Source organism: Vibrio mediterranei (assembly GCF_013364395.1).
In the GTDB taxonomy this organism is placed as follows: Bacteria; Pseudomonadota; Gammaproteobacteria; order Enterobacterales; family Vibrionaceae; genus Vibrio; species Vibrio mediterranei.
In genome coordinates this window covers 2,503,005-2,529,160 of sequence record NZ_JABXGK010000001.1, presented here as the reverse complement: position 1 = coordinate 2,529,160, position 26,156 = coordinate 2,503,005, and the positions used below count along the sequence as shown (strand labels likewise).

Annotated in this window: 22 protein-coding genes; 16 read left to right on the top strand and 6 right to left on the bottom strand. The window is 44.6% G+C overall.

All coding sequences use genetic code 11. The features are described 5' to 3' along the window. The first annotated feature begins 11 nt into the window (after positions 1–11). From HOP38_RS11710 to HOP38_RS11700, 3 genes are all read left to right on the top strand, one after another. Entirely contained in the window at positions 12–542 is a 531-nt protein-coding gene (locus tag HOP38_RS11710; protein ID WP_198558116.1) for an elongation factor P hydroxylase, read from the top strand. A 24-nt stretch (positions 543–566) separates the two neighbouring features. Next, the gene (locus tag HOP38_RS11705; RefSeq protein ID WP_006070013.1) at positions 567–830 is read left to right on the top strand and encodes a YfcL family protein; all 264 of its coding nucleotides are present in this window, start codon (positions 567–569) and stop codon (positions 828–830) included. A 113-nt stretch (positions 831–943) separates the two neighbouring features. Beyond that, a complete protein-coding gene (locus tag HOP38_RS11700; RefSeq protein WP_124940091.1) occupies positions 944–1,465 on the top strand; it encodes an NADPH-dependent FMN reductase in 522 nt (173 codons plus the stop codon). Positions 1,466–1,515: 50 nt separating this feature from the next. On the opposite strand, the gene HOP38_RS11695 is transcribed toward HOP38_RS11700, so the two are convergent. Beyond that, positions 1,516–3,546: a TonB-dependent siderophore receptor gene (locus tag HOP38_RS11695; protein ID WP_006070015.1), complete on the bottom strand. Its 2,031-nt coding sequence runs from the start codon at positions 3,544–3,546 to the stop codon at positions 1,516–1,518. A 162-nt stretch (positions 3,547–3,708) separates the two neighbouring features. Here HOP38_RS11695 and HOP38_RS11690 point away from each other — a divergent pair, with 162 nt between their 5' ends. Then, entirely contained in the window at positions 3,709–4,647 is a 939-nt protein-coding gene (locus tag HOP38_RS11690) for a helix-turn-helix domain-containing protein (RefSeq protein WP_198558115.1), read from the top strand. 106 nt (positions 4,648–4,753) lie between these two features. Continuing rightward, a complete protein-coding gene (locus tag HOP38_RS11685) occupies positions 4,754–5,731 on the top strand; it encodes a Gfo/Idh/MocA family protein (RefSeq protein ID WP_006070017.1) in 978 nt (325 codons plus the stop codon). A gap of 46 nt (positions 5,732–5,777) precedes the next feature. Here HOP38_RS11685 and HOP38_RS11680 read toward each other — a convergent pair whose 3' ends face one another. Both HOP38_RS11680 and HOP38_RS11675 read right to left on the bottom strand, forming a co-directional pair. Continuing rightward, a complete protein-coding gene (locus HOP38_RS11680) occupies positions 5,778–7,004 on the bottom strand; it encodes an MFS transporter (RefSeq protein ID WP_124940088.1) in 1,227 nt (408 codons plus the stop codon). Positions 7,005–7,232: 228 nt separating this feature from the next. Continuing rightward, the gene (locus HOP38_RS11675) at positions 7,233–8,849 is read right to left on the bottom strand and encodes a long-chain-fatty-acid--CoA ligase (RefSeq protein WP_198558114.1); all 1,617 of its coding nucleotides are present in this window, start codon (positions 8,847–8,849) and stop codon (positions 7,233–7,235) included. 335 nt (positions 8,850–9,184) lie between these two features. On the opposite strand from HOP38_RS11675, the gene HOP38_RS11670 reads away from it, so the two are divergent. The 7 genes from HOP38_RS11670 to HOP38_RS11640 all read left to right on the top strand — a co-directional run bounded on the left by HOP38_RS11670 (position 9,185) and on the right by HOP38_RS11640 (position 17,419). Further along, the gene (locus HOP38_RS11670) at positions 9,185–10,021 is read left to right on the top strand and encodes a helix-turn-helix transcriptional regulator (protein ID WP_006070020.1); all 837 of its coding nucleotides are present in this window, start codon (positions 9,185–9,187) and stop codon (positions 10,019–10,021) included. 662 nt (positions 10,022–10,683) lie between these two features. Then, positions 10,684–12,315 carry an ABC transporter substrate-binding protein gene (locus HOP38_RS11665; RefSeq protein ID WP_038221884.1) on the top strand — a complete coding sequence of 544 codons (1,632 nt, stop codon included), beginning with the start codon at positions 10,684–10,686 and terminating at the stop codon, positions 12,313–12,315. Between the two features lie 98 nt (positions 12,316–12,413). Further along, the gene (gene oppB / locus HOP38_RS11660; RefSeq protein WP_006070023.1) at positions 12,414–13,334 is read left to right on the top strand and encodes an oligopeptide ABC transporter permease OppB; all 921 of its coding nucleotides are present in this window, start codon (positions 12,414–12,416) and stop codon (positions 13,332–13,334) included. Positions 13,335–13,349: 15 nt separating this feature from the next. Further along, complete coding sequence (gene oppC, locus HOP38_RS11655; RefSeq protein ID WP_031493371.1) at positions 13,350–14,252, top strand: oligopeptide ABC transporter permease OppC; 903 nt, start codon at positions 13,350–13,352, stop codon at positions 14,250–14,252. 22 nt (positions 14,253–14,274) lie between these two features. After that, the gene (gene oppD, locus HOP38_RS11650; RefSeq protein ID WP_006070025.1) at positions 14,275–15,246 is read left to right on the top strand and encodes an ABC transporter ATP-binding protein; all 972 of its coding nucleotides are present in this window, start codon (positions 14,275–14,277) and stop codon (positions 15,244–15,246) included. Between the two features lie 5 nt (positions 15,247–15,251). Further along, the gene (gene oppF / locus HOP38_RS11645) at positions 15,252–16,244 is read left to right on the top strand and encodes a murein tripeptide/oligopeptide ABC transporter ATP binding protein OppF (RefSeq protein WP_038221908.1); all 993 of its coding nucleotides are present in this window, start codon (positions 15,252–15,254) and stop codon (positions 16,242–16,244) included. Positions 16,245–16,477: 233 nt separating this feature from the next. Beyond that, a complete protein-coding gene (locus HOP38_RS11640; protein ID WP_124940085.1) occupies positions 16,478–17,419 on the top strand; it encodes a glutathione S-transferase family protein in 942 nt (313 codons plus the stop codon). Between the two features lie 61 nt (positions 17,420–17,480). Here HOP38_RS11640 and pta read toward each other — a convergent pair whose 3' ends face one another. Together pta and HOP38_RS11630 are read right to left on the bottom strand one after the other, a co-directional pair. Continuing rightward, a complete protein-coding gene (pta, locus tag HOP38_RS11635) occupies positions 17,481–19,625 on the bottom strand; it encodes a phosphate acetyltransferase (protein ID WP_006070028.1) in 2,145 nt (714 codons plus the stop codon). 127 nt (positions 19,626–19,752) lie between these two features. Further along, entirely contained in the window at positions 19,753–20,949 is a 1,197-nt protein-coding gene (locus HOP38_RS11630; protein ID WP_006070029.1) for an acetate kinase, read from the bottom strand. 338 nt (positions 20,950–21,287) lie between these two features. On the opposite strand from HOP38_RS11630, the gene yfbV reads away from it, so the two are divergent. Further along, on the top strand, positions 21,288–21,740 hold the full coding sequence (yfbV, locus tag HOP38_RS11625) for a terminus macrodomain insulation protein YfbV (RefSeq protein WP_006070030.1): 453 nt from the start codon (positions 21,288–21,290) through the stop codon (positions 21,738–21,740). 72 nt (positions 21,741–21,812) lie between these two features. On the opposite strand, the gene HOP38_RS11620 is transcribed toward yfbV, so the two are convergent. After that, positions 21,813–22,919: a PQQ-dependent sugar dehydrogenase gene (locus HOP38_RS11620; RefSeq protein ID WP_198558113.1), complete on the bottom strand. Its 1,107-nt coding sequence runs from the start codon at positions 22,917–22,919 to the stop codon at positions 21,813–21,815. A 392-nt stretch (positions 22,920–23,311) separates the two neighbouring features. Here HOP38_RS11620 and HOP38_RS11615 point away from each other — a divergent pair, with 392 nt between their 5' ends. From HOP38_RS11615 to HOP38_RS11605, 3 genes are all read left to right on the top strand, one after another. Continuing rightward, complete coding sequence (locus HOP38_RS11615; RefSeq protein ID WP_006070032.1) at positions 23,312–24,277, top strand: ABC transporter substrate-binding protein; 966 nt, start codon at positions 23,312–23,314, stop codon at positions 24,275–24,277. A 71-nt stretch (positions 24,278–24,348) separates the two neighbouring features. Then, a complete protein-coding gene (locus HOP38_RS11610; protein WP_006070033.1) occupies positions 24,349–25,290 on the top strand; it encodes an ABC transporter permease in 942 nt (313 codons plus the stop codon). Continuing rightward, the gene (locus HOP38_RS11605; protein ID WP_006070034.1) at positions 25,287–26,081 is read left to right on the top strand and encodes an ABC transporter ATP-binding protein; all 795 of its coding nucleotides are present in this window, start codon (positions 25,287–25,289) and stop codon (positions 26,079–26,081) included. The genes HOP38_RS11610 and HOP38_RS11605 overlap by 4 nt, the downstream gene beginning before the upstream one ends. The last annotated feature ends 75 nt before the right edge of the window (positions 26,082–26,156 follow it).

Here is a 26,156-nt window from a genome sequence, read left to right as displayed (position 1 = left end):
TAACTGTCACTATGCAGCATCAGTACCAAGATTTAATTACTATTTTTAACCAAACTTTCTATCAGGAATACAACACTAAGCTAGAGCTTGGTGGAGAAGAGCCTATCTATTTACCTGCCGACGAAACAACGGAATATCATCGTATTGTCTTTGCACGAGGTTTTTACGCTTCAGGCTTACATGAGATTGCACACTGGTGTGTGGCGGGACCTGAAAGAAGATTATTGGAAGATTTTGGCTACTGGTATCATCCAGATGGGCGTACTCAGGAAGTGCAGAGTGAATTTGAGAAAGTAGAAATTCGTCCTCAAGCTTATGAATGGATTTTATCCGTCAGTGCAGGGTTCCCGTTTACCGTAAGTTGTGACAATCTAAGCGGCGACTTTGAGCCAGATAGAGTGGCGTTTATGAGTAAAGTACATGACGAAGTAATGGCAATACTTTCCGAAGGTATTCCTAAGCGGGTATTGGCACTTTCTCAAGCACTAAGACAGTTTTATCAAACCCCTGAACTTAGCCGTGACCAATTTGCGGTTCGTTAGAGTAAACTAGGAAAAACCTAAACTATGATCATCGAATATGAAGAAAAACTTCTAGAGACCATTGATTCTCGCATCCAAGACGCATCCGAAGATGAGTTGTTTGCTGGTGGGTATCTTCGCGGCCACATTTCGTTGTCAGCGGCTTCTTGTGAGGAAGAAGGGGTAGTGGATTTGGCTGAGTTCAAAACTCGTATTCAGGCTAGTATTGATGAAGCGAAATCTGAATTGTCTCCAGCCGATAGAATCATAGTGAACGATCTTTGGACCGAACTACAAGCCGCGATCTAATCTTGTTCGAAAAAATCGATTGATTTGATTGGTTTTACTCGCTTGTTGAAAACGATGGATAGGTTAACCTTTAAACAACTTCTTAAAACGTTGTCACTAATAAGGAACTTGTCATGAAAGTAATCGCATTCGGAGCCAGCACGAGCAGCACTTCTATAAACAAAGCATTAGCTACTTATGCTGCAAATCTGATCGAAGGCGCGGACGTTGAAGTACTCGATCTTACCCAGTTTGATGTGCCAATGTTTAGCGAAGATAAAGAGAAAGAAATTGGCCAAGCCGAAGGGGCAAAGGCATTCTTAGCGGCTATTCATCAAGCCGATGCTTTGGTGGTGTCTTTTGCTGAACATAACGGCCATCATCCAGCGGCTTATAAAAACCTGTTTGACTGGGCAACGCGCATTGAACGCGAAGTGTTTAAAGGCATTCCGGCGGTTTATTTAGCTACCTCACCGGGCCCAGGCGGAGCAAGTAACGTTCTTGCGGCTGCGGTTAACTCTGCACCTTATTTTGGCGGCAATGTTAAAGCCACAGTCTCAGTGCCAAGTTTCTACGACAACTTTGACTTGGAAGCGGGAAGTCTGCGCAATGCAGAACTAGTTGAGCAAATTCAAACTGCTGTTAAACAGTTATAAGTAAAGGCGCCAAATGGCGCCTTTTCTCTATCAGATCGTCTTATATTGATTTAAAACTCGTATGCTGCTGAGATTTTAATGTTGCGTCCAGGCTCATAGTCGTCCAACGTAAATCCTCTTGCAGTTCCAGATCGTGAAGCATGAGAGACGTACTGCTCATTAAAGATGTTATCAATACCAAAGGTTACCGAAAGCTCAGGCGTTTGGTTAGGAACCCATTGTGCGTAGAAATTGTGAACATTGTAACCTTGCTTAATAGGCGCTCCATCCTGAACGTTCGTTTCATCAAGTACCACTATGGATGTCCATCCAATCAGCGTATCAACGGCAAAAATATCATATTCCAAGGTTACGGCAATACTATCCCCAATGTCCGCACTGCGTCCTGCAGCGTTGACTACGGGCCCACCGTTGGTCAAATCTTTGTTGTCCGACTTGGAGTATGATGCTTTCGAGCGGAATGCTTGATAGCTGTATGTACCGCTTAGCTCAAAGCCACGGTATTGGGCGTCGCCTTTGTTGTAAATGTTGTAAACATATGGGCGACCACTACCTTCTGCGACGATATAGTCATCTATACGAGTATTAAATAGAGTTAAGTTACCGCCAATAAAGTGTTCCGAGATATGTCGATTGAACTTGAGTCCACCTTGAGCGTTGTAACCTGTTTCTGGTTTGATATCGTCGGACAAATAAGCCACATCCTGATATCGAATAAAGGTTTCTAATAGTTCTGGTCCTTTAAAGAGTGTTCGCCCACTGGCAAATAATGTCCATCCATCCACAAACTCCCAATCTGCTGCCAAAGCCCATGTGAAGTCAGAAAATGTCTTGTCGCTGGTTGTGGCTTCACGTTTATAGTTGTCGTAACGACCTCCAAGCGTTACTGCAAACCTATCTGTAGCATAAAACTTGTCTTCGATGAATGCAGCGCTGGAAATAGCGCTTTCATCCATAAATTCGACCCCACCGTAGGCACTTTTTGACTGTTTGTCGACATAATCGACACCGTAAGTGAGTGAGTTGTCGAAGCCAAAGACAGGCAGTTGAGATTGCACTTTAGCGTTGAAGCCCTGATTACGGTTTTCAGCGCTATTGTTGGAATGTCGGTTGCCCGGCCAGCGCCCACTGATGGCGCTCTCATCGCGCTCTATCTTGGTTTTACTGTAAAACGCATTTACCCGACCTATATGTTTCTCTTTGTTGAGTTCGTAATTAAGCGTAATGGTATTGCGGTCATAAGTTGTCGGAATGAGATCGTCCTGAGTGAGCCCTATATTGGCGTTTCCACCCATATCAGGGCGAGGGTTGTAATCACCTTTGTCACGATAGTAGTCATAAGCCAGTTCAAAGCGGTGTTCGTGAGTGGGTTCAAATCCTAGTTTACCCAGAATGTTATAAACATCACCTTCGGAGCCATAAGTTTGATTACCATCACCATCTTTAAAATTACCACGGCTTACACCGTGGCCGTATACCATATAATCAACTTTCTCTGACATCAGTCCATAAAGAGTTAGCGAGCCTTGCTTACTGTTGTTGTCAGCATAGCCACCAAACACACGGGCGCCAAACTGATCAGAACCTCGAAGCAAATCCCGTGCATCTTTCGTTTCAAAATAAACCGCGCCACCGATGCCACTTTGAGTAACAGAGTTATTGCCAACTTGAATGTCTACTTGTTTGATGATGTCAGGGTTGAGTGTCAAGTTACCGATGTGATGGAACATATTCGCGTGCTGCGAAGCGCCATCTAAACGAATATCTAAATCAGTTTCACCAAATCCGCGAATATTAATCCGCTGGTTTACCGAGTGCGTACCGCCAACATCGACACCGGGTATATCTCGTAATAAGTCGGACATATGATCGGCCTGGCGTAGTGACATATCTTCAGCAAACACTGACTCCGAGCTACTGGAGACTTTTGCTCCCCAGACCACAACGGTTTCTTCAAGTGGAGTATTTTCGTTATTGATAGCGGTATCCGCTAAAGATTGGGCACTCACTAAAGCAAGAGCCACCGCTAAGCTGGTTTTAGATAAGTCGTGATAGGGCTTTGAGGGTAGACAAACATTCATAAAATTAACCAATGATGTAAATGATAATAGTTTGCATTTATGATAAGTTTGTAATTTGGTCGTGAATAGCAAAAACAATTATGAGAAATCGTCCAACAGTTATGAGTTTTATAAAGAGGAATGGCAGTGGAATTGGCCAATAGTGTTTTTAAGAAAGTGGTAATGACAAAAAGAGTCGCTGACAACGACCTTGAGGCGATTGTTAGTGAGATACCTTCCCGACGTTCGCAGTTGGCTAGAGGGGTGTTTATCTCACACCCTTCTACTATTGAGGAAGGGTATGTTCTTCACGGAGGCATCAGTGAAGAATTAATGAATACCAAAGTAGTTTCTGTCGCCACGCCAGCTCTCATCGTAACTGTGCTACTCGAGGGGAGGCTCAGCTTTGGGTACGATGACCTCTGTTTTGATTTATCGGTAACGAATCAATCGCAAGCGATAGCGGTTAATCTGACGAAGCCAGCAAGTTTTCGAAGAGATATCATCAAGCAATCGACATTAAAGAAAATCAACATCTTGTTTTCTCACCAGTGGTTGCAATCTAGGCTGGGGAGCGGGTCTTGTACACTGAATCAATTTCTCAATACTCATAAGGCACATATCGACGTTCATTATTCTGAAGAATTGGATCGGATAGTTCGTAGTCTTATTGAACCAAGACAAAACAGCAACTTTAATGACACGATCTCAAGAGATATTGCGACATTGCAGTTGGTTAAAATCGTCACGGATGAAATTGAGCAGCGTTTACCAATCTCCAACTTGTCACAACAGAAACGGCCAGATAGTGTGGCGCAGTTGATTAAACACATTGAGTACAATTTAGATCAGGATCTAGGTTTGGAAGAACTCGCTCGCTCGATGGCAATGAGTGTTTCTAAGTTACAAAGAAAATTCAAGAATCAGATTGGCATGACGGTCATAAGTTATGTGAGAGCGCGCAAACTGGAGCGCGCTAAGCAGTCTATTGAACAGGGTGGGCTATCCATATCCGAAGCTGCATACGAAGCGGGCTATCATCACCCTTCTAATTTTACCTTAGCGTTTCGCAAGCACTTTGGGCAGTGCCCGTCCAAACTGATAGTGGAAGAGATCGAATAAGGTGAAGCGACGAATCGTGATGGCCTATCAATATTGACGATTTCATTTGATGTTTATCAAGCTGAAGGAGTACCCTAGCAGCAAACTAAAATCATAAGGATGTATCATGATTAAGCTTGCGATAGTAGGAACCAATTGGATTAGTGAGAAGTTTGCTCAGGCGGCACTAGAAAGTGAAAAATTCATCGTGCGTGGCGTTTATTCTAGAGCGTTAGAAACAGCAAAGCGTTTTGGTGAGCCTCTTGGAGCGACGTTGTTTTTTGATAGTTTAGATGAGCTTGGAATATCGACAGACATTGATGCAGTATATATTGCTTCTCCTAACAGTCTGCACTGCCAACAAGCGATTCAACTTATGCGCGCGGGCAAACACGTGATTTGTGAAAAGCCGTTAGCTTCGAATATTAAAGAAGTTGAGCAGATGTTTGAGGTTGCCAAAGAGAATGGCGTTGTCCTAATGGAAGCCTTCAAAACGGCGTACTTACCTAACTTTATTGAGTTAAAAAAAGCCACGAAGGAATTAGGTCGCCTACATAAGGTTCATTTGACCTATTGCCAATATTCCTCACGTTACCAAAGATACCTTGACGGCGAAAATCCAAATACGTTCAATCCTGAGTTTTCTAACGGCTCTATTATGGATATTGGTTTTTATTCCGTTGCGGCAGCGGTTGAGTTGTTTGGCGCCCCAAACAAGATTCAGGCGTCTGGGCATTTACTGGAGTCGGGCGTTGATGCGCATGGCAGTGTATTGCTAAGTTATTCGGACTTTGATGTGACGCTGGAGCATTCAAAGGTGAGTAACAGTTACGCGGCGAGCGAGATTCAAGGTGAAGAAGCGAGCTTACTACTCACTCACTTTTCTGAGTGTCTAGGCTTTGAAAAGCGAGAAAGAAGCGGTGAAATCACCAGCGTGTCGCTTCCACAAGTAGAGAACAGCATGATGTATGAAGCTGAGGCGTTTGCTTCTATGATCACTGCGCAAGAAATGGATCCGCATGCGGTGCAGCGTTCATTGGATATTTCGAGAATAATTACCGAAGTACGATTGCAAACCGGTGTGGTGTTCCCGGCTGATAAATAATCGATAGAAAAAGTAAAGGAGCCGATAAGATATCGGCTCCTTTCGTTTATGCTTTCTGATGACTTGAATCAGTTGACGTCGCTAAAGAGCGTTCTATGAGTTTGGATTTTCCAAGGCCAATGAACACCATCACGGTGGCGACGACAATGCAGATAGCACCGACACCGACTTGTCCTTGAAAGTCACCAGTTGCCGTAGCTGACTGGGCGACAATTGGCCCAAGTGCAAGACCTACTGTACCAATCTCTGGCCCGTAGGAACTGAAATACCCTGACTTATCGGTGGTGGCTAATGCGGTGTAGTAACGTGCGTACATCATGTTCCATAGCATGATATAAAATGCTGAAAAACCGAGGAAAGAGGTGGTGTCATTGGTGCTAGCCATACCAAAGCAGACTGCGGCATTGATGATACTTAGCGAGACAATTATCGTGGTATGACTGTACTTTTTATCCACTACAGCCGTCAAAATACCACCAACAACTGCCATTACTGAACCAACCGCTAACACCAACCCAACATCTTCAGTGGAAGCTTGCATATCATCGCCAATAATTTCGATGTACGGGTAAATAATTCCTAGACTCAAACTGTACACAAGAAACGCGCCGCCGACCCATATCATCGGGACGACAAATGTTTTCTTATCCACCTTGCTCTGACTACCCTCTGATATCTCAAGATCTTTGTCGAGACGGCCATTATCTGGGTAGAACCAAAATGCCACTAGACAAAGAGCGGATGCGAACATGAAGAATTGATATAGCGCATTCAAACCATAGGTAGCCATTAACTCTGGAATGAGGATAAACCACGTGATCAGCCATACATTCAGAGCTGCAATCATATAGCCAAAATTCCGACCAGGGTGACGGGTCACACTCATTCCGACAAGACCTAGTGAGTAACCAATACCCTGACCACTACCTGCAATGAGGCGACTTAAGATAAAACTGTCAAAATCTTGTGCCGTCATACTTAAATAGTTGCCCACAATCAATGCAAGTGCAGCAAGGTATCCAATATAGCGCCAATTAGTACGACGAATGAGTAGCAACGAAAAGAGAAGTGATGAAAGGGCGGTGGCTAATAATTCATACATGGCAATACTTTCGATTTGTGCGTCATTTAAAGACATCACTTCGGCCGCACCACCTAACATAAAAGGTAGAAAGTTAAAGGCATTTGGGGCGAACATTACCAGCATCATGGCTGCAATGATCAGGGCTTTGGAGTCGATAGTCCTAGCGGGGCTCACAAAGTGTTTTAACATAGTTATCTCCTATCCATCCTAGATTAGGGTTGTTAATGATATGTTAATCATGAGTGCTATTGATGAATTACAGTAGTACCCTTATGGGTTACAAAAATGTTACAACTGTGCTTATTGTGTAAATTATTACTGCCTTCAATATCTGTTTATCGAACACATATTGAAGGCGGAGAGATTTAGAGGGGAGCGCTATCTATTGGCGTGTTATCGTTTAACTCAAAGTGACGATCAACCGAGAACATAGTCTTTAAAGTGATCTCGCAGATCTTTTTTACTGAGTTTGCCAGTGGCGGTGTGAGGAAGTTCGTTAATAAACTCAACGGCGTCGGGGATACAGAACTTCGCAACTTTACCATCGAAGTGAGCCAAGAGCTCTGATTCCGTCACAGTCACATCATTAGTGACTGCAATAAGCAGCGGGCGTTCACCCCACTTGTTGTGCGAAACACCGATCACTGCAGCTTCCTTGATATCAGGGTGCCCTACGGCGATATTCTCCAGTTCAATTGAGCTAATCCATTCGCCTCCTGACTTAATAACATCTTTTGAACGATCGGTGATTTGCATGTAACCATCAGGATCAATGCTGGCTACGTCTCCGGTATCAAAGTAGCCGTTGCTATCAACACTTTCTCCTTGCTTGTAATACCCTGATGCAATCCACGGGCCTCGTACTTTGACCGAACCAAATTGGTGACCATCCCACGGCACCTGATTGCCTTGCCAATCTTCTATTCGCATATCTACGCCAAACACAATGCGACCTTGTTTAAGCTGGTACCCCATCTTTTGTTCATCAGCAAGTGAACGTAGCTTTGGCTTGAGTTTATTGAAGGTACCAAGGGGGCTCATTTCGGTCATACCCCAAGCATGGTGCATCGAGACATTAAATAATTCATCGAACTCCCTTATTAATACTTCAGGACAAGCAGAGCCACCGACGACGATTCGCTTGAGACTTGGTACTTGAAGCTCTGATTGTTTTAAATGCTCCAACAACATCAGCCACACAACAGGCACACCCGCTGTCATGGTCACGCCTTCATTGTTGATAAGCTCAGTCAATGTAGCTCCATCTGCCATTTTGGGACCGGGCATCACGAGTTTAGTCCCAGTCATCGGGGCACTGTACGCCAGACCCCATCCGTTAACATGAAACATAGGTACGATAGGCATTACGCACTCATCGATGGAAAGCCCAAACGCATCAGGTAGAGCACTGCCTAATGAGTGAAGGACTGTCGACCGGTGTGAGTAAAGCACGCCTTTGGGATGGCCTGTTGTCCCCGAGGTATAGCATAAAGAACTGGCGTCATCTTCTTCTAGCTCGGGCCAAGTAAATACAGTGCTTCGGTCTGCGATAAAACTTTCGTAGTCCAATAGGTTTTGGATTTGAGATTCAGGTAAGTGAGCGTGATCCGTTAGTGCGATGAAGTGGTTAACGGTAGAGAGTTTGCTTTGCAGTTTTTCAATAAGAGGTGTGAAGATGGGGTCAAAGAACACTATGGTGTCTTCTGCATGATTGATGATGTACTCAATTTGTTGTTCAAAGAGTCTAGGATTGACGGTGTGTAATACTCCCCCAGAACAAGAGATGGCGTAGTACAACTCAAGATGTCGGTAGTCATTCCATGCAAGCGTAGCGACGCGCTGACCTTTTTTTAATCCCAGTGATTTGAGTGCATTCGCCAATTGTCGAGTTCGTGAAAAGGCGTCCGACAAGGTATAGCGGTGCCTAGGGTTGTCGTAGGTCACCGAGACTATCTCGGTATCGCCATTGACGCGGTCGGCGTGACGCATGATTTCAGTGATGGTGAGAGGGACGTTCATCATCTGTCCTTTCATTATGCAACTCCATTTGTGTTGATTAAATGTAAACAGTATGTGATCGCTTTCCTTTTGGGTATGTACCCTGATGGGGTTACGTGTTCGAAGTGACTTAAGGGGTCTATGTTCTAACTCGGTTCAATCTGTGATGGTCTTCATCAAAACGCAGGTATTTTACTTTTTATCATCAAGAATATTTGCCATCGTGTACTAAATAATGCCCAAAAATAGTCGCAAGTTTGACAAATCGAATAGGTCATTGGGTCATCGTTTGAGATGTTGAATTGGTGGATTTGAGCTCGTGCCCCTGACGTGGTATTTCATCAGGGAGCGATACGTGATAAGGAGTGTCTATGTCAGTTATTATGGACGGGTGGATGGAGTTTAGCCATCGCTATCCTCCTCTTATTGAAGCAATCGGTGAGCAGAGCTTTTTGGAAAAACTGTCTCAGCTCATCACCAACATTGTTGACTATGAAAGTCTAGTGGTTATGGGCTTTAGCGAAGATAAAGCTCCAGTGGTCATCTATAACGATACCAACTTCTTTGCCGAACAGAGCAGAGATAAAGAATTTATGGGGGCGTTAGTTTTGGATCCGTTTTACCAACTGATCCGCAGAGGCGTGAGAGAGGGGGTGTATAAACTGGATGAAATCGCCCCAGATGAGTTTTATAGCAGTGATTATTACCATCAGATATACAAGAAGACTGGCTTACAGCAAGAAATAGGCTTGATTGTTACTTGTACCGAAGGGTTCACTTTGGTGCTTTCTGCTGGGCTGAGAAATAAACAGAGTGTTGATTGTGATGAGAAGCGACGTCTGAATTTGTACTTTGACATGCTTAAATCAGCCATTCGTAAACATTTTGAGTTGGGTAGTCCAGAAGAGAGAACGATTGGGCATCAGCTCAATGACATTTTTAGTAATTTTGGGAAAGACTTCTTAAGTGAAAGGGAATGCCAAGTGACGCAACTGGTTCTGCAAGGCTATTCAACCAAAGCGATTGCTCCATTGTTAGAAGTCAGCACCGAAACCGTCAAAGTGTATCGAAAGCGGATTCATAACAAACTAAAGATATCTTCCCAATCTGAGTTGTTTTCTCTTTTTCTTGAGGCGGCATCAACGGTTCCCGCTGATAGTAATATCGATCCATTGACGGTCTATTTCGGAGGCAAACATGTCCATTGATGATGAGAGTAATGTCACCTCATTGGGGAATTCAATTTCTACCGAAAGCGCGGAACAATGATGATGTTGGAACAGGCAAGCAGCAATCAAGCAGTAGCAATCAAGTTTGCTAGTGACACATCTCCTTATCTGAACTCACGCTTGAGCCGCGTGAAAACATCAGTTTCCCCGACCTCCTGGTAGTCAGAGGTCGGGTCTTTTTGTGATCTCTATCCTAGGGTTTCTGTACATCATTCACTTGTATGTGATTATGTTCACATTTAGGTTTTTTTTGACATTTGATAATTCTACAGCAAGGGTAGAATGAAAACGAATTGTTAAACTTGATGCTAGATGGTTGGCATAATGTGCTGAATAATCGTTAATAAATAGAACTATCAATATTAATTTCTAGCTATATTTCTCTGAGCAGAGAGAAGTTGTCAATTTACCTTCACATTGCAGTATATTCATCTGATTTTTACCTGTTGTAGGAGAATTATGCCATTTTTGCTACAAAAATATGGCAAATTAGTTCGAAGGTTGGTAATGTGAACCGCAATCTTTGTATGGATTTAGAATTAAATGCTCAAAAAGTGAGCTAAATAAATCTAAAATGCTGTCCGTTCTAGCAATCTTACGAAGAAGTCATGGATGCAAAATTAAAACTTGGAGTTAAATGCATGTATAAGAATAAAATCACGCAAGCCCTTCTTCTAGGTGCTGGCATGGCAGTGGCTGCCACTTCTTTTTCTACTCTTGCCGCAGATGTACCAGCGGGCACTAAACTAGCAGAGAAACAAGAGCTTGTTCGTGGTAACGGTACCGAGGTAGCAACACTCGATCCACACAAATCTCAAGGTGTTCCAGAGTCACACGTAATTCGTGACCTTCTTGAAGGCCTAGTGAACCAAGATGCAAATGGTAAGACTATCCCAGGTGTTGCCGAAACTTGGGAAACGGCAGACAACCAAACTTTCACTTTCCACCTACGCAAAGACGCAAAATGGTCTAACGGCGATCCTGTAACGGCAAACGACTTCGTATACAGCTTCCAACGCGCAGTTGATCCAGCAACAGCATCTCCATACGCTTGGTACATGGAATACACCAAGATGGCAAACGCTAAAGACATCGTTGCTGGCAAGAAAGACAAGAGCGAGCTAGGTGTTAAAGCAGTAGATGACTACACGCTAGAAGTGACGCTAGATACAGCAGTACCTTACTTCGTCATGATGATGGGTCACACAACGGTTAAGCCAGTTCACCAAGCGACGGTAGAAAAATTCGGTGACCAGTGGACTAAGCCAGAGAACTTCGTTGGTAACGGTGCGTTTGTTCCTAACAAATGGGTAGTTAACGAGCGTCTAGAGCTTGTACGTAACGACAACTACTGGGATAACGACCATACTGTTCTTAATAAAGTAACGTTCTTGCCTATCGAGAACCAAGTTGCTGAAATGAACCGTTTCCTTTCTGGCGAACTAGATTTCACATACGAAGTACCTAACGAGCACTTCCGTCGTCTACAAAAAGAGTACCCACAAGATGTAAACATCAAGGGTAACCTATGTACTTACTACTATCAGTTCAATGCACAAAAAGCACCGTTTAACGACGTTCGCGTACGTAAAGCAATGTCTTATGCAATGGACCGAGATATCGTTACTAAAGCTATCCTTGGCCAAGGTCAAAAACCAGCTTATTTCCTAACGCCAGAGATCACTGCAGGCTTCGACCCTGTAACTCCTGAGTATGGTCAACTTTCTCAGAAAGAGCGTATCGCTGAAGCGAAGCGTCTTCTTGAAGAAGCAGGTTACACGAAGAGCAACCCTCTAGAGTTCAACCTACTTTACAACACATCTGAAAACCACAAGAAGATTGCTGTTGCAATCGCCTCTATGTGGAAGAAAGAGCTAGGCATCAACGCGAAGCTTGAAAACCAAGAGTGGAAGTCTTACCTGGACAGCAAAGACACAGGTAACTTTGACGTTGCACGTGCTGGTTGGTGTGGTGACTACAACGAAGCGTCCTCATTCCTAACACTAATGGTTAGTCAAAACACAACGGCGGGTCAGCACTATAAGAGTGCAGAATACGATAAGATCATCGATAAAGCCCTACACTCTACTTCTGAAGAAGAGCGTACTCAGCTATACATCGATGCAGAGAAATTGCTAGCGAAAGATATGCCAATTGCTCCTATCTATCAGTATGTTACAACACGTCTAGTATCACCTCAGCTTGGTGGTTACCCAGAAGGTAACGCTGAAGATAAGATCTACTCAAAAGATCTATACATCAAAGCAAAATAATCCCCTATAAAAAATATAACTAACTAAGACCTGTGTGTGCGTAAGCACACGCAGTGTCTATTTTATTTTAAATTGTCACAGACTGGATGGATGAGTTTATGATTAAATTCATACTTAAACGGATATTTGAAGCGATACCAACACTGTTGGTATTAATTACTGTCTCCTTTTTCCTGATGCGATTCGCACCAGGTAACCCTTTTTCAAGTGAGCGCCCACTTCCACCGGAAGTTATGGCTAACATTGAAGCAAAATATGGCCTTGATAAGCCAGTGTTCGAACAGTACACCACGTACTTGACCAACATCTTACAAGGTGATTTTGGTCCATCTTTTAAATATCAAGATTACACCGTAAACGAGCTTATTTCGGTTGCTTTACCTGTATCGGCCAAAGTAGGTCTGATTGCCTTCATCTTTACCGTTATCATGGGGGTAACCGTAGGGACTATTGCTGCTTTACGGCAAAACACTTGGCTCGATTACACGATTATGTCTACGGCCATGCTTGGGGTCGTTATGCCCTCTTTCGTATTGGCACCAGCATTGATTTATCTGTTCTCACTGCATTGGAATCTTTTCCCTGCTGGTGGCTGGCATGATGGTGGCTTTCAATACATCGTGTTACCCGTGATCGCCATGTCACTGCTTTATGTTGCAACGTTTGCACGTATTACTCGTGGCAGCATGATTGAGACATTGAACAGTAACTTTATCCGCACAGCTCGCGCAAAAGGCTTGAGCTATCGTTATATCGTTCTTAAGCACGCTCTTAAGCCTGCACTGTTGCCAGTAGTATCGTACATGGGCCCCGCGTTCGTAGGTATTATTACCGGTTCGGTAGTAGTAGAGACTATTTTCGGATTACCTGGTATCGGTAAGCTGTTTGTAAACGCAGCCTTTAACCGAGACTATTCGTTAGTAATGGGTGTCACCATCTTAATTGGTTTCCTATTCATTCTATTTAACGCCATCGTAGATATCTTGCTTGCGATGATCGACCCGAAAATTCGTTACTAAGGGAGTGTGGTAATGATGCTAACGAAAAAAGAAAACTTGGAAGCGGTAGAGAAGTTTTCCGAGAATTTAGAAATTGAAGGTCGTAGCTTGTGGCAAGACGCGCGTATCCGTTTTATGCGTAACAAAGCTGCGATGGTGAGTTTATTTATTCTAACCCTGATGACATTAGCAGTGATTTTCCTGCCAATGTTTGCTCAATACGCGTTTGATGATACGGATTGGTATGCCATGCATGCTGCACCAAGTGCTGAGCACTGGTTTGGTACTGATAGTCTTGGACGTGACCTTTATGTGCGTACATTAATGGGTGGCCGTATCTCTCTAATGGTAGGGGTTCTAGGTGCATTTGTTGCGGTATTGATTGGTACACTTTACGGTGCAACATCAGGCTTTATTGGTGGTCGTGTTGACCGCGTTATGATGCGTGTACTTGAGATTTTGTACGCTGTACCGTTTATGTTCTTGGTTATCGTTCTAGTAACATTCTTCGGTCGTAACATTGTGCTTATCTTTGTGGCTATCGGTGCGATTGCATGGCTGGACATGGCGCGTATTGTACGTGGTCAAACTCTTAGCTTACGCAGCAAAGAGTTTATCGAAGCGGCACACGTTTCGGGCGTGAGTAATTGGAAAATTATCACACGTCACATTGTCCCTAACGTACTTGGTATCGTAGCGGTGTATTCAACACTACTTATCCCAAGTATGATTTTGACAGAATCTTTCCTTTCATTCCTTGGCCTTGGCGTACAGGAGCCGATGACCAGTTGGGGCGCATTGCTTCAAGAGGGTTCTCAAACAATGGAAGTGGCTATTTGGCAGTTAGTTTTCCCTGCTATTTTCATGGTCGTAACCTTGTTCTGCTTTAACTATGTTGGCGATGGTCTTCGTGACGCGCTGGATCCAAAAGACAGATAAGAACTAGAAGAAAGGATTGAATATGAGCTTATTAGATGTCAAAGATCTGCGTGTTGAGTTCACCACGCAGGACGGTATTGTTACCGCTGTAAACGACTTGAATTTCTCCCTCAACCAAGGCGAAACGCTGGGTATTGTAGGTGAGTCCGGTTCAGGTAAATCGCAAACTGTATTCGCTATCATGGGCTTGTTAGCGAAAAACGGTATCATTTCGGGTAGTGCACAATTTGAAGGGCGTGAGATCCTCAACTTGCCAGAAAAAGAGCTGAACAAAGTTCGCGCTGAGCAAATTGCGATGATTTTCCAAGACCCAATGACGTCGCTTAACCCATACATGAAAGTTAGCGACCAATTGATGGAAGTACTTATGCTGCATAAAGGCATGGGTAAAGCGGAAGCATTCGAAGAGTCTGTTCGTATGCTTGAAGCGGTAAAAATTCCAGAAGCGCGCAAGCGTATTACTATGTATCCACATGAATTTTCAGGCGGTATGCGTCAACGTGTGATGATTGCGATGGCGCTATTGTGTCGTCCAAAACTGCTGATTGCTGACGAACCGACAACGGCATTGGATGTAACGGTTCAGGCTCAGATCATGGACCTTCTGAACGAGCTTAAATCGGAGTTCAACACAGCTATTATCATGATTACGCATGACTTGGGTGTTGTTGCAGGTTCATGTGACAAAGTACTAGTTATGTACGCAGGTCGTACGATGGAGTACGGCACGGTAGATGAAATCTTCTATAACCCTAGCCACCCTTATGCGGAAGGTCTGTTAAAGGCAATCCCTCGTCTGGACACGGAAGGGGAGATCCTACCAACGATTCCAGGTAATCCACCAAACTTATTACGTTTGCCACCGGGCTGTCCTTACCAAGAGCGCTGCCACCGTGCAACTCCACAGTGTAGCGTGTCTGCGCCAACACTAGAGAACTTTGGACAAGGTCGTCAACGTGCGTGTTTTTCTGATTGGGAGGCTTGGGCAAAATGAATGCAATGACAAACAACAAATCACTATTACTTGATGTAAAAGAGCTAAAAGTACACTTCAGCATTGCATCGAAATCAGCTTGGCCTTGGTCAAAGCCGGCTCAGCTTAAAGCCGTAGATGGCGTAAATGTTCGTCTATACGAAGGTGAAACACTGGGTGTAGTAGGCGAGTCAGGTTGTGGTAAGTCTACGTTTGCACGCGCTATTATCGGTCTTGTAGAAGCGACAGATGGTGAAGTGATGTGGCTTGGTCAAGATTTGACTAAGATGCAAGCGGTTCAGCGTCGTGACACTCGCAAAGAAATCCAAATGATTTTCCAAGATCCTTTGGCATCACTTAACCCTCGTATGACGGTGGGTGACATCATTGCCGAGCCATTAGAGACCTTTTATCCAGAGCTCTCAAAACAGGAAGTGAAAGATCGCGTCAAAGAAATGATGGCAAAAGTAGGCCTGCTACCAAACGTGATTAACCGTTATCCGCACGAGTTCTCAGGTGGTCAGTGTCAGCGTATCGGTATTGCGCGTGCACTAATCTTACGTCCTAAGATGATTATTTGTGATGAGCCTGTATCGGCATTGGATGTATCTATCCAAGCTCAGGTGGTTAACCTACTGAAAGAGCTGCAAAAAGAGCTAGGCTTGAGTCTAGTGTTTATTGCGCATGACCTGTCAGTCGTGAAGCACATTTCTGATCGTGTTTTGGTAATGTATCTTGGCAATGCTGTTGAGTTAGGTGAGGCAGAAGCATTATTTGCCAATCCGTCGCATCCTTATACTAAAGCGCTAATGTCAGCGGTTCCGATTCCAGATCCAAAAATTGAGCGCACTAAAACCATTCAGATGTTGGAAGGGGATCTACCATCTCCGATCAGTCCTCCATCAGGTTGTGTGTTTAGAACGCGCTGCCCACAAGCAACGGAGCAGTGTGCTCAACAGAAACCAACAATTCAGGGAACGGACGTACACGCAGTGTCGTGCCTAAACGTCAGTGTTTAGGGAATCCCACTAACCAGCAAGGAATGGCTCTAGTTGTTTGTGTGTGAATAATTAGAGCCGCTATTTTCAGCCTGTGACGGGCCTAAGCGCGGCAACTTTTTTGGTCGCGCTTTTTTTGTTCTCACCAAAAGATCATTCAAGTTATTCGAACGACTTCTTTCAAACCATCCCCTCAAGTTCTTCATGCTCGCTTCATATAATGTCATCACTAAATGAAGAGAAGGAATGAAAGCATGGGGAAATTGGTTGAAGGTGTTTGGCATGATGTATGGTATGACACTAAAACGTCTGGCGGTAAGTTTGTGCGTGAAGATGCTGGCTTTCGTCATTGGATAGACAATAGCCCACAAGCAGAATTCCAACCTGAATCTGGTCGCTATCATTTATACGTATCGCTAGCTTGTCCTTGGGCTCATAGAACACTGATCTTTCGCACTCTTAAAGGCTTGGAAGCGCATATTGATGTTACTGTCGTGTGTCCTGATATGCTTTCAGAAGGGTGGTCTTTTGGGCTTCCCGAGCCACTATTTGGATTCACCAAACTTCACCAAATTTATACACAAGCTAAACCGGACTATACCGGTCGAGTTACTGTACCTGTTTTGTGGGATAAAAAGACCAACACTATTGTGAGTAATGAGTCATCGGAAATCATCCGAATGTTCAACTCGGAGTTCAACCATCTGACAGGTAATAGTGACGATTTTTATCCGGAGAAATTGCAGTCCGCGATTGACGAGTGGAATGAGTTTATCTACCCAAACATTAACAATGGGGTATACCGTTGCGGTTTTGCAACTACTCAGGAGGCGTATGAAGAAGCTTACAATAGCTTGTTCGATGCTTTGGATAAGGTAGAAGCGCAGTTGGCGACCCATCGATACTTAACGGGTGACCAGATAACGGAAGCTGATTGGCGATTGTTTACCACATTAGTGCGTTTCGATGCGGTGTATGTGGGGCACTTTAAGTGCAATAAAAAACGTATCGCTGATTACGAAAATATCCAAGGTTTCCTCAAAGAGCTATACCAAGTTAAAGGTGTTAAAGAGACCACGGATCTCTACCATATTAAACGCCACTACTACTTCAGTCATACGGGTATCAATCCAACTCAAATTGTTCCTGCTGGCCCTGATTTGGACTTGGATTCGCCTCATGGAAGAGAGCGTTAAACTGCATACAATAAAAAAGCCTCCGATGACGGAGGCTTTATTCATTCAGTTAAAGGGCAAATTACTTTTGCTCTTGACCTGACTGAATCGCAGTTAGTGCTACTGTGTACACGATATCGTCTACTAGTGCGCCACGAGAAAGGTCGTTAACTGGCTTGCGCATACCTTGCAGCATTGGACCGATAGAAACTAGGTCTGCTGAACGCTGTACCGCTTTGTATGTTGTGTTACCAGTGTTCAGATCTGGGAATACAAATACAGTCGCTTTACCTGCAACCGGAGAGTTAGGTGCTTTAGAAGCCGCTACGTTCTCCATGATCGCTGCATCGTACTGTAGAGGACCGTCGATGATAAGATCAGGACGTTTCTCTTTTGCTAGTTTGGTTGCTTCACGTACTTTATCTACATCAGCACCTTTACCAGACTCACCAGTAGAGTATGAGATCATTGCAACGCGTGGGTCGATACCGAATGCTGCAGCAGAGTCTGCAGATTGGATAGCGATTTCCGCAAGTTGCTCAGCTGTTGGGTCAGGGTTGATTGCACAGTCACCGTATACCAATACTTGATCAGGCAGAAGCATGAAGAAGATTGACGATACGATAGATGTACCCGGAGCCGTTTTGATGATTTGGAACGGAGGAACGATAGTATTTGCTGTTGTGTGAACAGCACCAGATACTAGACCGTCTACTTCGTTTGCTTCAAGCATCATTGTGCCAAGGTAAACAGAGTCTTGTAGCTTCTCACGAGCCACAACTTCAGTCATACCTTTCGCGCCGCGTAGTTCTACGAGACGAGCAACGTAGTTTTCACGTACCGCATCAGAATCGATGATTGTAACACCTGCACCTAGTTCAACACCTTGTTGTGCAGCTACGCGCTTGATTTCGTCTGGGTTACCAAGAAGCACACATTCCGCGATGCCACGCTCAGCACAGATAGCCGCAGCTTTAACTGTACGAGGCTCATCACCTTCAGGAAGAACGATACGTTTGCCAGCTTTACGAGCAAGTTCTGTTAACTGGTAACGGAATGCTGGTGGGCTTAGCTTACGAGTACCGATAGTACCTTCAAGTAAAGAGTCAATCCATGGACCGTCGATGTGACCAGCAACGTGCTCGTTAACGAACTCGATACGCTCTTTATCGTCTGCAGGTACTTCTAGGCTAAAGCTCTGTAGGTTCAGAGACGTTTGCCATGTGTTACCTTGAGCCTTAAAGATTGGCAGGCCAGTGTCTAGTGCTGGCTTGATTAGGTCAGCAATTTCAACAGGAACATCGTAGCCACCTGTTAATAGGATAGCGCCGATTTCTACACCGTTCATTGCAGCAAGTGCCGCAGCGACGATAACGTCTGGACGGTCTGCTGAAGTAACAAGTAGAGAACCTGGTTTGAAGTGCTCGATCATGTTCGGTAGAGAACGTGCACAGAACGTGATGCTCTTAATACGACGCTTCTCGATATCGCCCGCGTTAATTACTTCGGCATTTAGGTGCTGAGCCATGTCGATTGCACGCGTTGCAATTAAATCGATCTTCCAAGGCACGCAGCCAAGAACGCGGATTGGGCTAGTGTTGAAGATTTGCATTACTTCAAGGTTAGCTTGCTGCGCGGTGTCTGCGTCATCAAAGATTTCAGAAAGATCTGGACGAGTACGGCCTGCTTCATCAACAGGAGCGTTTAGCTTGTTGATGATAACGCCAGAGATGTTCTTGTTTTTAGTACCACCGTAGTTAGTACATGCAACTTCGATACGCTCTTTAAGCTGACTTGGGTTGTCAGTACCTGGCGTTGCTACGAATACGATCTCTGCACCAAGTGTTTTTGCGATTTCTGCGTTAACTGCGTTCGCAAATGGGTGTTTACGAGTCGGTACTAGACCTTCGATAAGCGTTACTTCAGCGTCTTTGCTTACTTGATTGTAACGTTCAACAATTGTCTCAAGTAGTACATCAACTTTTTCGCTACCGTATAGGTTCTCAACGTCAGACATTGGAAGTGGTTGGCCCACTTTCATATCGCTGCTGTTACCAACGATAGTTGAAGTTAAGTCTGGTTGATCGCCACCGTGGCGAGGCTGAGCGATAGGCTTGTAGAACGCAACGTTCACACCTTTGCGCTCCATAGCACGCAATACACCCATGCTAACACTGGTAAGACCTACGCCAGCGCTAGTTGGTACAAGCATAATAGTACGGGACATTCTTTGAGTACCTCAAACTATATGTAGGGAAGAAACTCAGCGTGGTGAACGTCCTTTTAGGAGAAAAACAGACGGTCGGCTGAGCCCAATAAGAAAACTGGCTAACCTAAGTTAGCCAGTTTGAAAATTAAAGACCCGCTAGACGCGCAGTGTCTTCAGCAATTACTAGCTCTTCGTTAGTAGAGATAACCATTGCAGGGATACGGCTGCTTGCTGCAGTGATAGTGCCTTCGCCGCCAAAACGAGCTTTAAGGTTAGCTTCACCGTCAACTTCGATGCCGAATACGCCTAGACGGTTTAGAACCATCTCACGGATTGGTGCAGAGTTTTCACCGATACCACCAGTGAACACGATAGCGTCTAGACGACCGTCAAGAGATGCAGTGTAACCCGCTACGTATTTCGCTAGACGGTGGCAGAACACGTCCATTGCACGAGTTGCTTCTTCTTTCTCACCGTAGTTGTCTTCAACGAAACGGCAGTCAGAAGTCACTTCAGTTAGACCTAGAAGGCCAGACTCTTTAGTTAGCATGTTGTTGATTTGCTCAACAGAGTAACCTAGTGCGTCGTGTAGGTGGAAGATGATCGCTGGATCGATATCACCACAACGAGTACCCATTACTAGACCTTCAAGAGGAGTTAGACCCATTGAAGTATCTACAGATTCGCCGTTCTTGATAGCGCAAACAGAAGCACCGTTGCCTAGGTGGCAGTTGATGATGTTCAGTTCGTTAGCTGGCTTACCAAGTAGTTCAGCTGCTTCACGTGCGATGAATAGGTGAGACGTACCGTGCATGCCGTAGCGACGGATGCCGTGCTCTTTGTACAGGTTGTACGGTAGAGCGTATAGGTAAGACTCTTGAGGCATAGTTTGGTGGAACGCAGTGTCAAATACTGCTACGTTCTTAAGCTCTGGGAAGTTGTGCTTCGCCGCTTCGATACCGATGATGTGAGCTGGGTTGTGAAGAGGTGCAAATGTTGCAGAGTCTTCGATACCTTTAAGTACATCGTCTGTAATTAGCGCAGAAGATGTGAATTGCTCACCACCGTGAACGATACGGTGACCGATAGCGCCTAGGTTAGCTTTTAGCTCAGGTTTAGAAGCAAGGATAGTTTCTACCATGAATGCTAACGCTTCTTCGTGAGCAGCGCCGTCGCCTAGTTGAGCTTCGTGTTTACCATCAAGTTTCCACTTGATACGAGCTTCTGGAAGGTGTAGACATTCAGCAAGGCCTGTTAGGTGCTCATCACCGTTTTCTGCATCAACGATGGCGAACTTAAGAGAAGAACTACCGCAGTTTAAAACTAAAACCAGCTTAGACATTAGAGGTTACCTGTATTTTATTGATCATGGATCATTGGGGTATAAAACGTATCTCAAGGCTGAGAAGGTACAAAAGATTTACCATTCAGTCTTGGTCAAAAATTCATCAATTGCCGTATAATAATATGCGATTTCTTCATTAAAATCACATTTGCGTCCTTGCGACGTTCATCTCTTGGTTGCCTTATTTGTAAATAAAGACAACAATGAGATTGAGGAAACGCAAAGAATAACGATAATGACAGAAGATAACAAAATAAATTTGAAAGAATATTAACTTCAGTCAATATTTTGCTGATTTAGTTGAAGAGTTCAACTTTTTTTTAGTGAGGTTGCCTATGAGCGAGCGAGTAAGTCTGACTCAGAGTATAAAAAATGGCCAAAAGTACATGGAGCTGTGGCCAATGAGAAAGGAACTCACACCATTGTTCCCAGAGCAGCGCATAATCAAAGCAACAAAGTTTGGTATCAAAGTCATGCCTGCGGTTGCCGCTATTAGTGTGTTAACGCAAATGGCGTTTAGCAATGCTCAAGCCATGCCACAATCTATTGTTATCGCGTTGTTTGCTATCAGCTTACCAGTTCAAGGTATGTGGTGGCTTGGAAACCGCTACAACACACAACTACCTCCAGCACTTGCGTCTTGGTATCGAGAGCTGCATCAAAAGATCATTGAGACGGGCTGTGCGATGGAGCCAGTTAAGGCCAAGCCCAAATATAAAGAACTCGCTGTCACTCTAAATAGAGCGTTTAGACAGCTCGATCGCAGCGATTTTGACCGTTGGTTCTAATTTAATTGGCTTCAAAACAAAACCCCGCATTAATGCGGGGTTTTGTTTTATAGAGGCTTGTCTTAGTAACCGCTATTCATAGGCACGACGGATCTTGTAGACGCTGCCACTGTCTGTCGTAAACCATACGTTACCCGCGGCATCAGAAGTGATATCGCGGATACGTTCGCCCAGCTCTTCATAATAGCGGCGTTCTTCGAGTACTTGGCCTGCTTCATTGACATCGAGGACGTTCATATGAGTGAGCTTTAATGCGCCAATCAGAAGTATGCCGTTTAATCGAGGGAACTTCTCTCCTTGATAAAGGTGTAGTGAACCAGGTGCGATAGAGGGGATGTACACTTTCTTCGGCGACTCTATTCCATCTTTTTCTTGAGCTTCCCCCGCATTAATCGGCCCCCAATATTCCTTTCCATGAGAAGTAATTGGCCAGCCATAGTTTGCCCCAGCTTTGATTAAGTTGAGCTCATCTCCACCTCGTGGTCCGTGTTCAATGGCCCAAAGCTGTTTTCTATTGCTGTCGTAGATTATGCCCTGTGGGTTTCGGTGACCATACGAGTAAATCTCGGGGGCAAAGCGCTTGTTATCAATAAATGGATTGTCTTTAGGCACGCTGCCATCTTGATTAAGCCGAATTATAGTACCCGCGTGATTGTCGGTTTGCTGCGCATTATCCCGTTCCCCTGCGTCTCCGATGGTCATGTAGATATAGCCTTCATCATCAAAAGCAAGACGACTGCCAAAATGTCGCCCCGAGGTGACGACAACGTTGCTGGAGAACAAGTCCTGCCATGATTCTATTGTTGACCCGTTTAAACGCGCTTTGGCAAGTGTCGGGGTGCCACCTTTACCATCGGGTTTGGCATAAGTGAAATAAAAAACATTTTTGTCTTTAGGACTAGCGATGATGTCCATTAAACCGCCTTGACCCGACGAATACACATTTGGCATACCGGAGACAGCAGATACCTTCCCGGTTTCCCCATCAAGGATAACAAGACTGCCTTGGCGTAAAGCTATCAAAAAACGTTTGTTATCAATTGGCTCTATTGACCACGGTACGCCATCAATGACGGCAACTTTATCGAGCTTGCTGCTTTCCAATTCCCTCGCAAACCCGAATGCAGAGAACACACAAATTAGAGATATGAATAAAGCTTTTTGAATATGTAGGTTCATGAAGGTCTTCCTTGGTAACTATCGGGAGCGAGCATATATGAAGCTGAACGCTATCTGTATGAATATAGACACCTTTCACAAAAAATCACTCACAATCCTTCACTTTTGTCAAAAATGCATTACGCTAAGATTTGACTAAATATTAGTCGCATGTATCGTATAGTGTACATTCTGATTAAAATGTATGTCATTAAATCAATCTTTCAGCACGTTTATCTGGTCGGTTTGTTAATATTATCTTTCAATTTGGTAAGCTTACTGGTAGAAATAGCAGTAAGTCGAAAATTAAATAAATATTCGACATTTAATGTAAAACAATAATTACACCTAATTTCCTCTTGAGTGAGAGCTTTCTGCCTCACAAGGAAAAATTGCTGAATCAAGGAGTGAAGATGAAAGCAAGCAAGTTACTTGTCACAGCAGCACTAACTGGCGTGGCTCTATTATCGTCTACGAGCATTATGGCAAAGACGGCAAAAGTGGCAGTATCCCAAATCGTTGAACACCCAGCGCTTGATGCGACTCGCCAAGGCTTGGTGGATGGTTTAAAAGCGAAAGGGTATGAGCAAGGAAAGAATCTAGAATTTGACTATAAAACGGCGCAGGGCAATCCAGCTATTGCGGTACAGATTGCACGCCAATATGTAGGTGAGCGCCCTGACGTTCTTGTTGGTATAGCAACTCCAACGGCTCAGGCTCTGGTATCAGCAACGCGCGATATCCCGGTTGTTTTCACTGCCGTTACTGATCCAGTGGGAGCGAAGTTAGTGAAGCAGCTTGAGCAACCAGGTAAAAATGTAACGGGTCTGTCTGACCTTTCTCCTGTTGATCAACACGTTGAATTAATTCAAGAAATCATGCCAGATGTAAAAAGTATTGGTGTAGTTTATAACCCAGGTGAAGCTAACGCGGTTAGCCTTATGAAGCTGCTTAAAGAGAGCACTGATAAGCGCGGTATTGAATTGGTAGAAGCGACGGCACTTAAAAGTGCTGATGTACAAACTGCGACTCAAGCAATTGCTGCTAAATCAGACATCATCTACGCACTTATCGATAATACGGTTGCTAGTGCGATTGAAGGCATGATTGTTTCTGCAAATCAAGCGAAGAAACCGGTATTTGGTGCAGCAACGTCTTATGTTGAGCGTGGTGCGGTAGCAAGTCTTGGGTTCGACTACTACCAAATTGGTGTCCAAACCGCAGACTACGTAGCCGATATCCTAGATGGTAAAGATCCAGGCCAAATGGATGTCAAAGTTGCGAAAGGCTCTGACTTGGTTATCAATGCAACAGCAGCTAAAAAATTGGGTTTAGCGATTCCTAAATCAGTGATGGATCGTGCAACAAGCGTAAAGTAACGCACGAGTGATAGTGGCTGGGCTTTGTGATTTAAGGCCCAGCTTTTTTATTAAGCAGAAGAGGAGTTGTTATGTCTGCTTTCGCTTTTTTCGGCGCTCTAGAAATCGGTCTTATCTACGGACTGGTCGCGTTGGGTGTCTATCTCACCTTCCGAGTTCTTGATTTTCCAGATCTTAGTGTTGATGGCAGTTTCCCTATGGGAGCGGCCGTTGCAGCGACCGCTATTGTGGCTGGAATCGACCCTTGGATTGCAACGGGGATGGCTATCGTTGCTGGTGCAGCAACGGGTTGGGTGACAGCATTCTTAGCCGTTAGGTGTGGCATTCTTCATCTTCTAGCATCTATCTTGACTATGATCGCGGCGTTTTCGATCAATATTCGAATCATGGGACGCCCAAATATTGCACTACTTGGTGAAGATACTATTTTAACTCCATTTGAAATGATGGGTGATGCCATGTACATCAGGCCTTTAGTGGTGGGTGTACTCGTTCTGGTGTCGGCATGGTTTGTTGTCCGCCTTCTTAATAGTGATTTCGGTTTGGGGCTACGAGCGACTGGTGTCAATGCGCGCATGGTTAAGGCTCAAGGTGCAAGCACATCGTTTTATACCTATTTTTGTCTTGCTTTATCCAACGGTTTCGTAGGTTTCGCTGGTGCGCTGTTCGCTCAGACCAATAGCTTTGCGGATGTGACTTCTGGTGTGGGTACGATCGTGGTTGGCCTTGCTGCTGTTATTCTGGGTCAGACCTTGATTCCGGGTAAAAAGATTTGGGTAGCGGTGACCGCGGTGATTGTCGGTTCCGTCTTGTATCGTCTAGCTGTGGCGTTCGCATTAAGTTCTGGCATGTTTGGATTGCAGGCATCGGACCTTAACTTGGTGACGGCGGTCTTGGTAGCCATTGCACTGATTGCTCCGAAACTAAAAGGAAACCTCAAAGCAAAAAAGGGCGTTAAGCCTGTAAAGAGTCAAGCAGTATCTAATTCAGGCAAAGCGGGGAAAGTAGCATGATTCGTTTAGAAGATATTCAAGTTACCTTCAACCCAGGTACTATCCTAGAAAACCAAGCATTGAAAGGCGTTAATCTAGAGGTTCCGGAACATCAGTTTCTAACGGTGATTGGTTCAAATGGAGCGGGTAAATCTACGTTACTTGGCGCTGTTACTGGTGAAACACCTATGATTGGCGGTCGAGTGCTCATTGACGAAATGGACGTGACCAGACAAACGGTAGATCAGCGAGCAAACCAATGTGCTCGTGTATTCCAGGACCCCTTAGCAGGAACGTGTGGAGACCTCTCTATTGAAGAAAACATGGCCCTAGCATATATGCGTGGTAAAAAACGTGGTTGGAGTTTGTCGCTATCGTCAAAGCGTCGCAAGCTATTCCAAGAGCGCATTAGCATTCTTGGTTTAGGCCTTGAAGACCGATTGAGTGACAATATTGGGTTACTTTCAGGTGGTCAGCGCCAAGCGGTAAGTTTAGTGATGGCAACGCTGTCAGATAGTAAGCTGTTACTGCTTGACGAGCATACAGCGGCACTTGACCCACGTATGGCAGCTTTTGTTATCGACTTAACTAAAAAGGTGATCAAGGAGTTTAACCTTACGGTAATGATGGTAACGCACTCGATGAAAGATGCGCTGGCCTGCGGTGATCGAACCGTAATGCTACACCAAGGAGAAATCGTCTTGGACGTTGAAGGGGAACAGCGCGCAAATATGCAAGTTCCAGATCTATTAGAAATGTTCTCAAAAGTTCGTGGTGAAGAGCTGGCGGATGACAGTTTGCTATTGAGTTAACATTCTATTCTTAAACATCATTAACCGAGCTGTTTCTAAGCCTCAGTGCTACGCCTACAGACTGTGATCCCTCTT

What these genes read in the sequence shown, in the direction of transcription:
- HOP38_RS11710 (WP_198558116.1), top strand. Translation starts at nt 12, where the DNA reads ATGCAGCATCAGTACCAAGATTTAATTACTATTTTTAACCAAACTTTC.
- HOP38_RS11705 (WP_006070013.1), top strand. Translation starts at nt 567, where the DNA reads ATGATCATCGAATATGAAGAAAAACTTCTAGAGACCATTGATTCTCGC.
- HOP38_RS11700 (WP_124940091.1), top strand. Translation starts at nt 944, where the DNA reads ATGAAAGTAATCGCATTCGGAGCCAGCACGAGCAGCACTTCTATAAAC.
- HOP38_RS11695 (WP_006070015.1), bottom strand. Translation starts at nt 3,546, where the DNA reads ATGAATGTTTGTCTACCCTCAAAGCCCTATCACGACTTATCTAAAACC.
- HOP38_RS11690 (WP_198558115.1), top strand. Translation starts at nt 3,709, where the DNA reads ATGACAAAAAGAGTCGCTGACAACGACCTTGAGGCGATTGTTAGTGAG.
- HOP38_RS11685 (WP_006070017.1), top strand. Translation starts at nt 4,754, where the DNA reads ATGATTAAGCTTGCGATAGTAGGAACCAATTGGATTAGTGAGAAGTTT.
- HOP38_RS11680 (WP_124940088.1), bottom strand. Translation starts at nt 7,004, where the DNA reads ATGTTAAAACACTTTGTGAGCCCCGCTAGGACTATCGACTCCAAAGCC.
- HOP38_RS11675 (WP_198558114.1), bottom strand. Translation starts at nt 8,849, where the DNA reads ATGAAAGGACAGATGATGAACGTCCCTCTCACCATCACTGAAATCATG.
- HOP38_RS11670 (WP_006070020.1), top strand. Translation starts at nt 9,185, where the DNA reads ATGTCAGTTATTATGGACGGGTGGATGGAGTTTAGCCATCGCTATCCT.
- HOP38_RS11665 (WP_038221884.1), top strand. Translation starts at nt 10,684, where the DNA reads ATGTATAAGAATAAAATCACGCAAGCCCTTCTTCTAGGTGCTGGCATG.
- oppB (WP_006070023.1), top strand. Translation starts at nt 12,414, where the DNA reads ATGATTAAATTCATACTTAAACGGATATTTGAAGCGATACCAACACTG.
- oppC (WP_031493371.1), top strand. Translation starts at nt 13,350, where the DNA reads ATGCTAACGAAAAAAGAAAACTTGGAAGCGGTAGAGAAGTTTTCCGAG.
- oppD (WP_006070025.1), top strand. Translation starts at nt 14,275, where the DNA reads ATGAGCTTATTAGATGTCAAAGATCTGCGTGTTGAGTTCACCACGCAG.
- oppF (WP_038221908.1), top strand. Translation starts at nt 15,252, where the DNA reads ATGACAAACAACAAATCACTATTACTTGATGTAAAAGAGCTAAAAGTA.
- HOP38_RS11640 (WP_124940085.1), top strand. Translation starts at nt 16,478, where the DNA reads ATGGGGAAATTGGTTGAAGGTGTTTGGCATGATGTATGGTATGACACT.
- pta (WP_006070028.1), bottom strand. Translation starts at nt 19,625, where the DNA reads ATGTCCCGTACTATTATGCTTGTACCAACTAGCGCTGGCGTAGGTCTT.
- HOP38_RS11630 (WP_006070029.1), bottom strand. Translation starts at nt 20,949, where the DNA reads ATGTCTAAGCTGGTTTTAGTTTTAAACTGCGGTAGTTCTTCTCTTAAG.
- yfbV (WP_006070030.1), top strand. Translation starts at nt 21,288, where the DNA reads ATGAGCGAGCGAGTAAGTCTGACTCAGAGTATAAAAAATGGCCAAAAG.
- HOP38_RS11620 (WP_198558113.1), bottom strand. Translation starts at nt 22,919, where the DNA reads ATGAACCTACATATTCAAAAAGCTTTATTCATATCTCTAATTTGTGTG.
- HOP38_RS11615 (WP_006070032.1), top strand. Translation starts at nt 23,312, where the DNA reads ATGAAAGCAAGCAAGTTACTTGTCACAGCAGCACTAACTGGCGTGGCT.
- HOP38_RS11610 (WP_006070033.1), top strand. Translation starts at nt 24,349, where the DNA reads ATGTCTGCTTTCGCTTTTTTCGGCGCTCTAGAAATCGGTCTTATCTAC.
- HOP38_RS11605 (WP_006070034.1), top strand. Translation starts at nt 25,287, where the DNA reads ATGATTCGTTTAGAAGATATTCAAGTTACCTTCAACCCAGGTACTATC.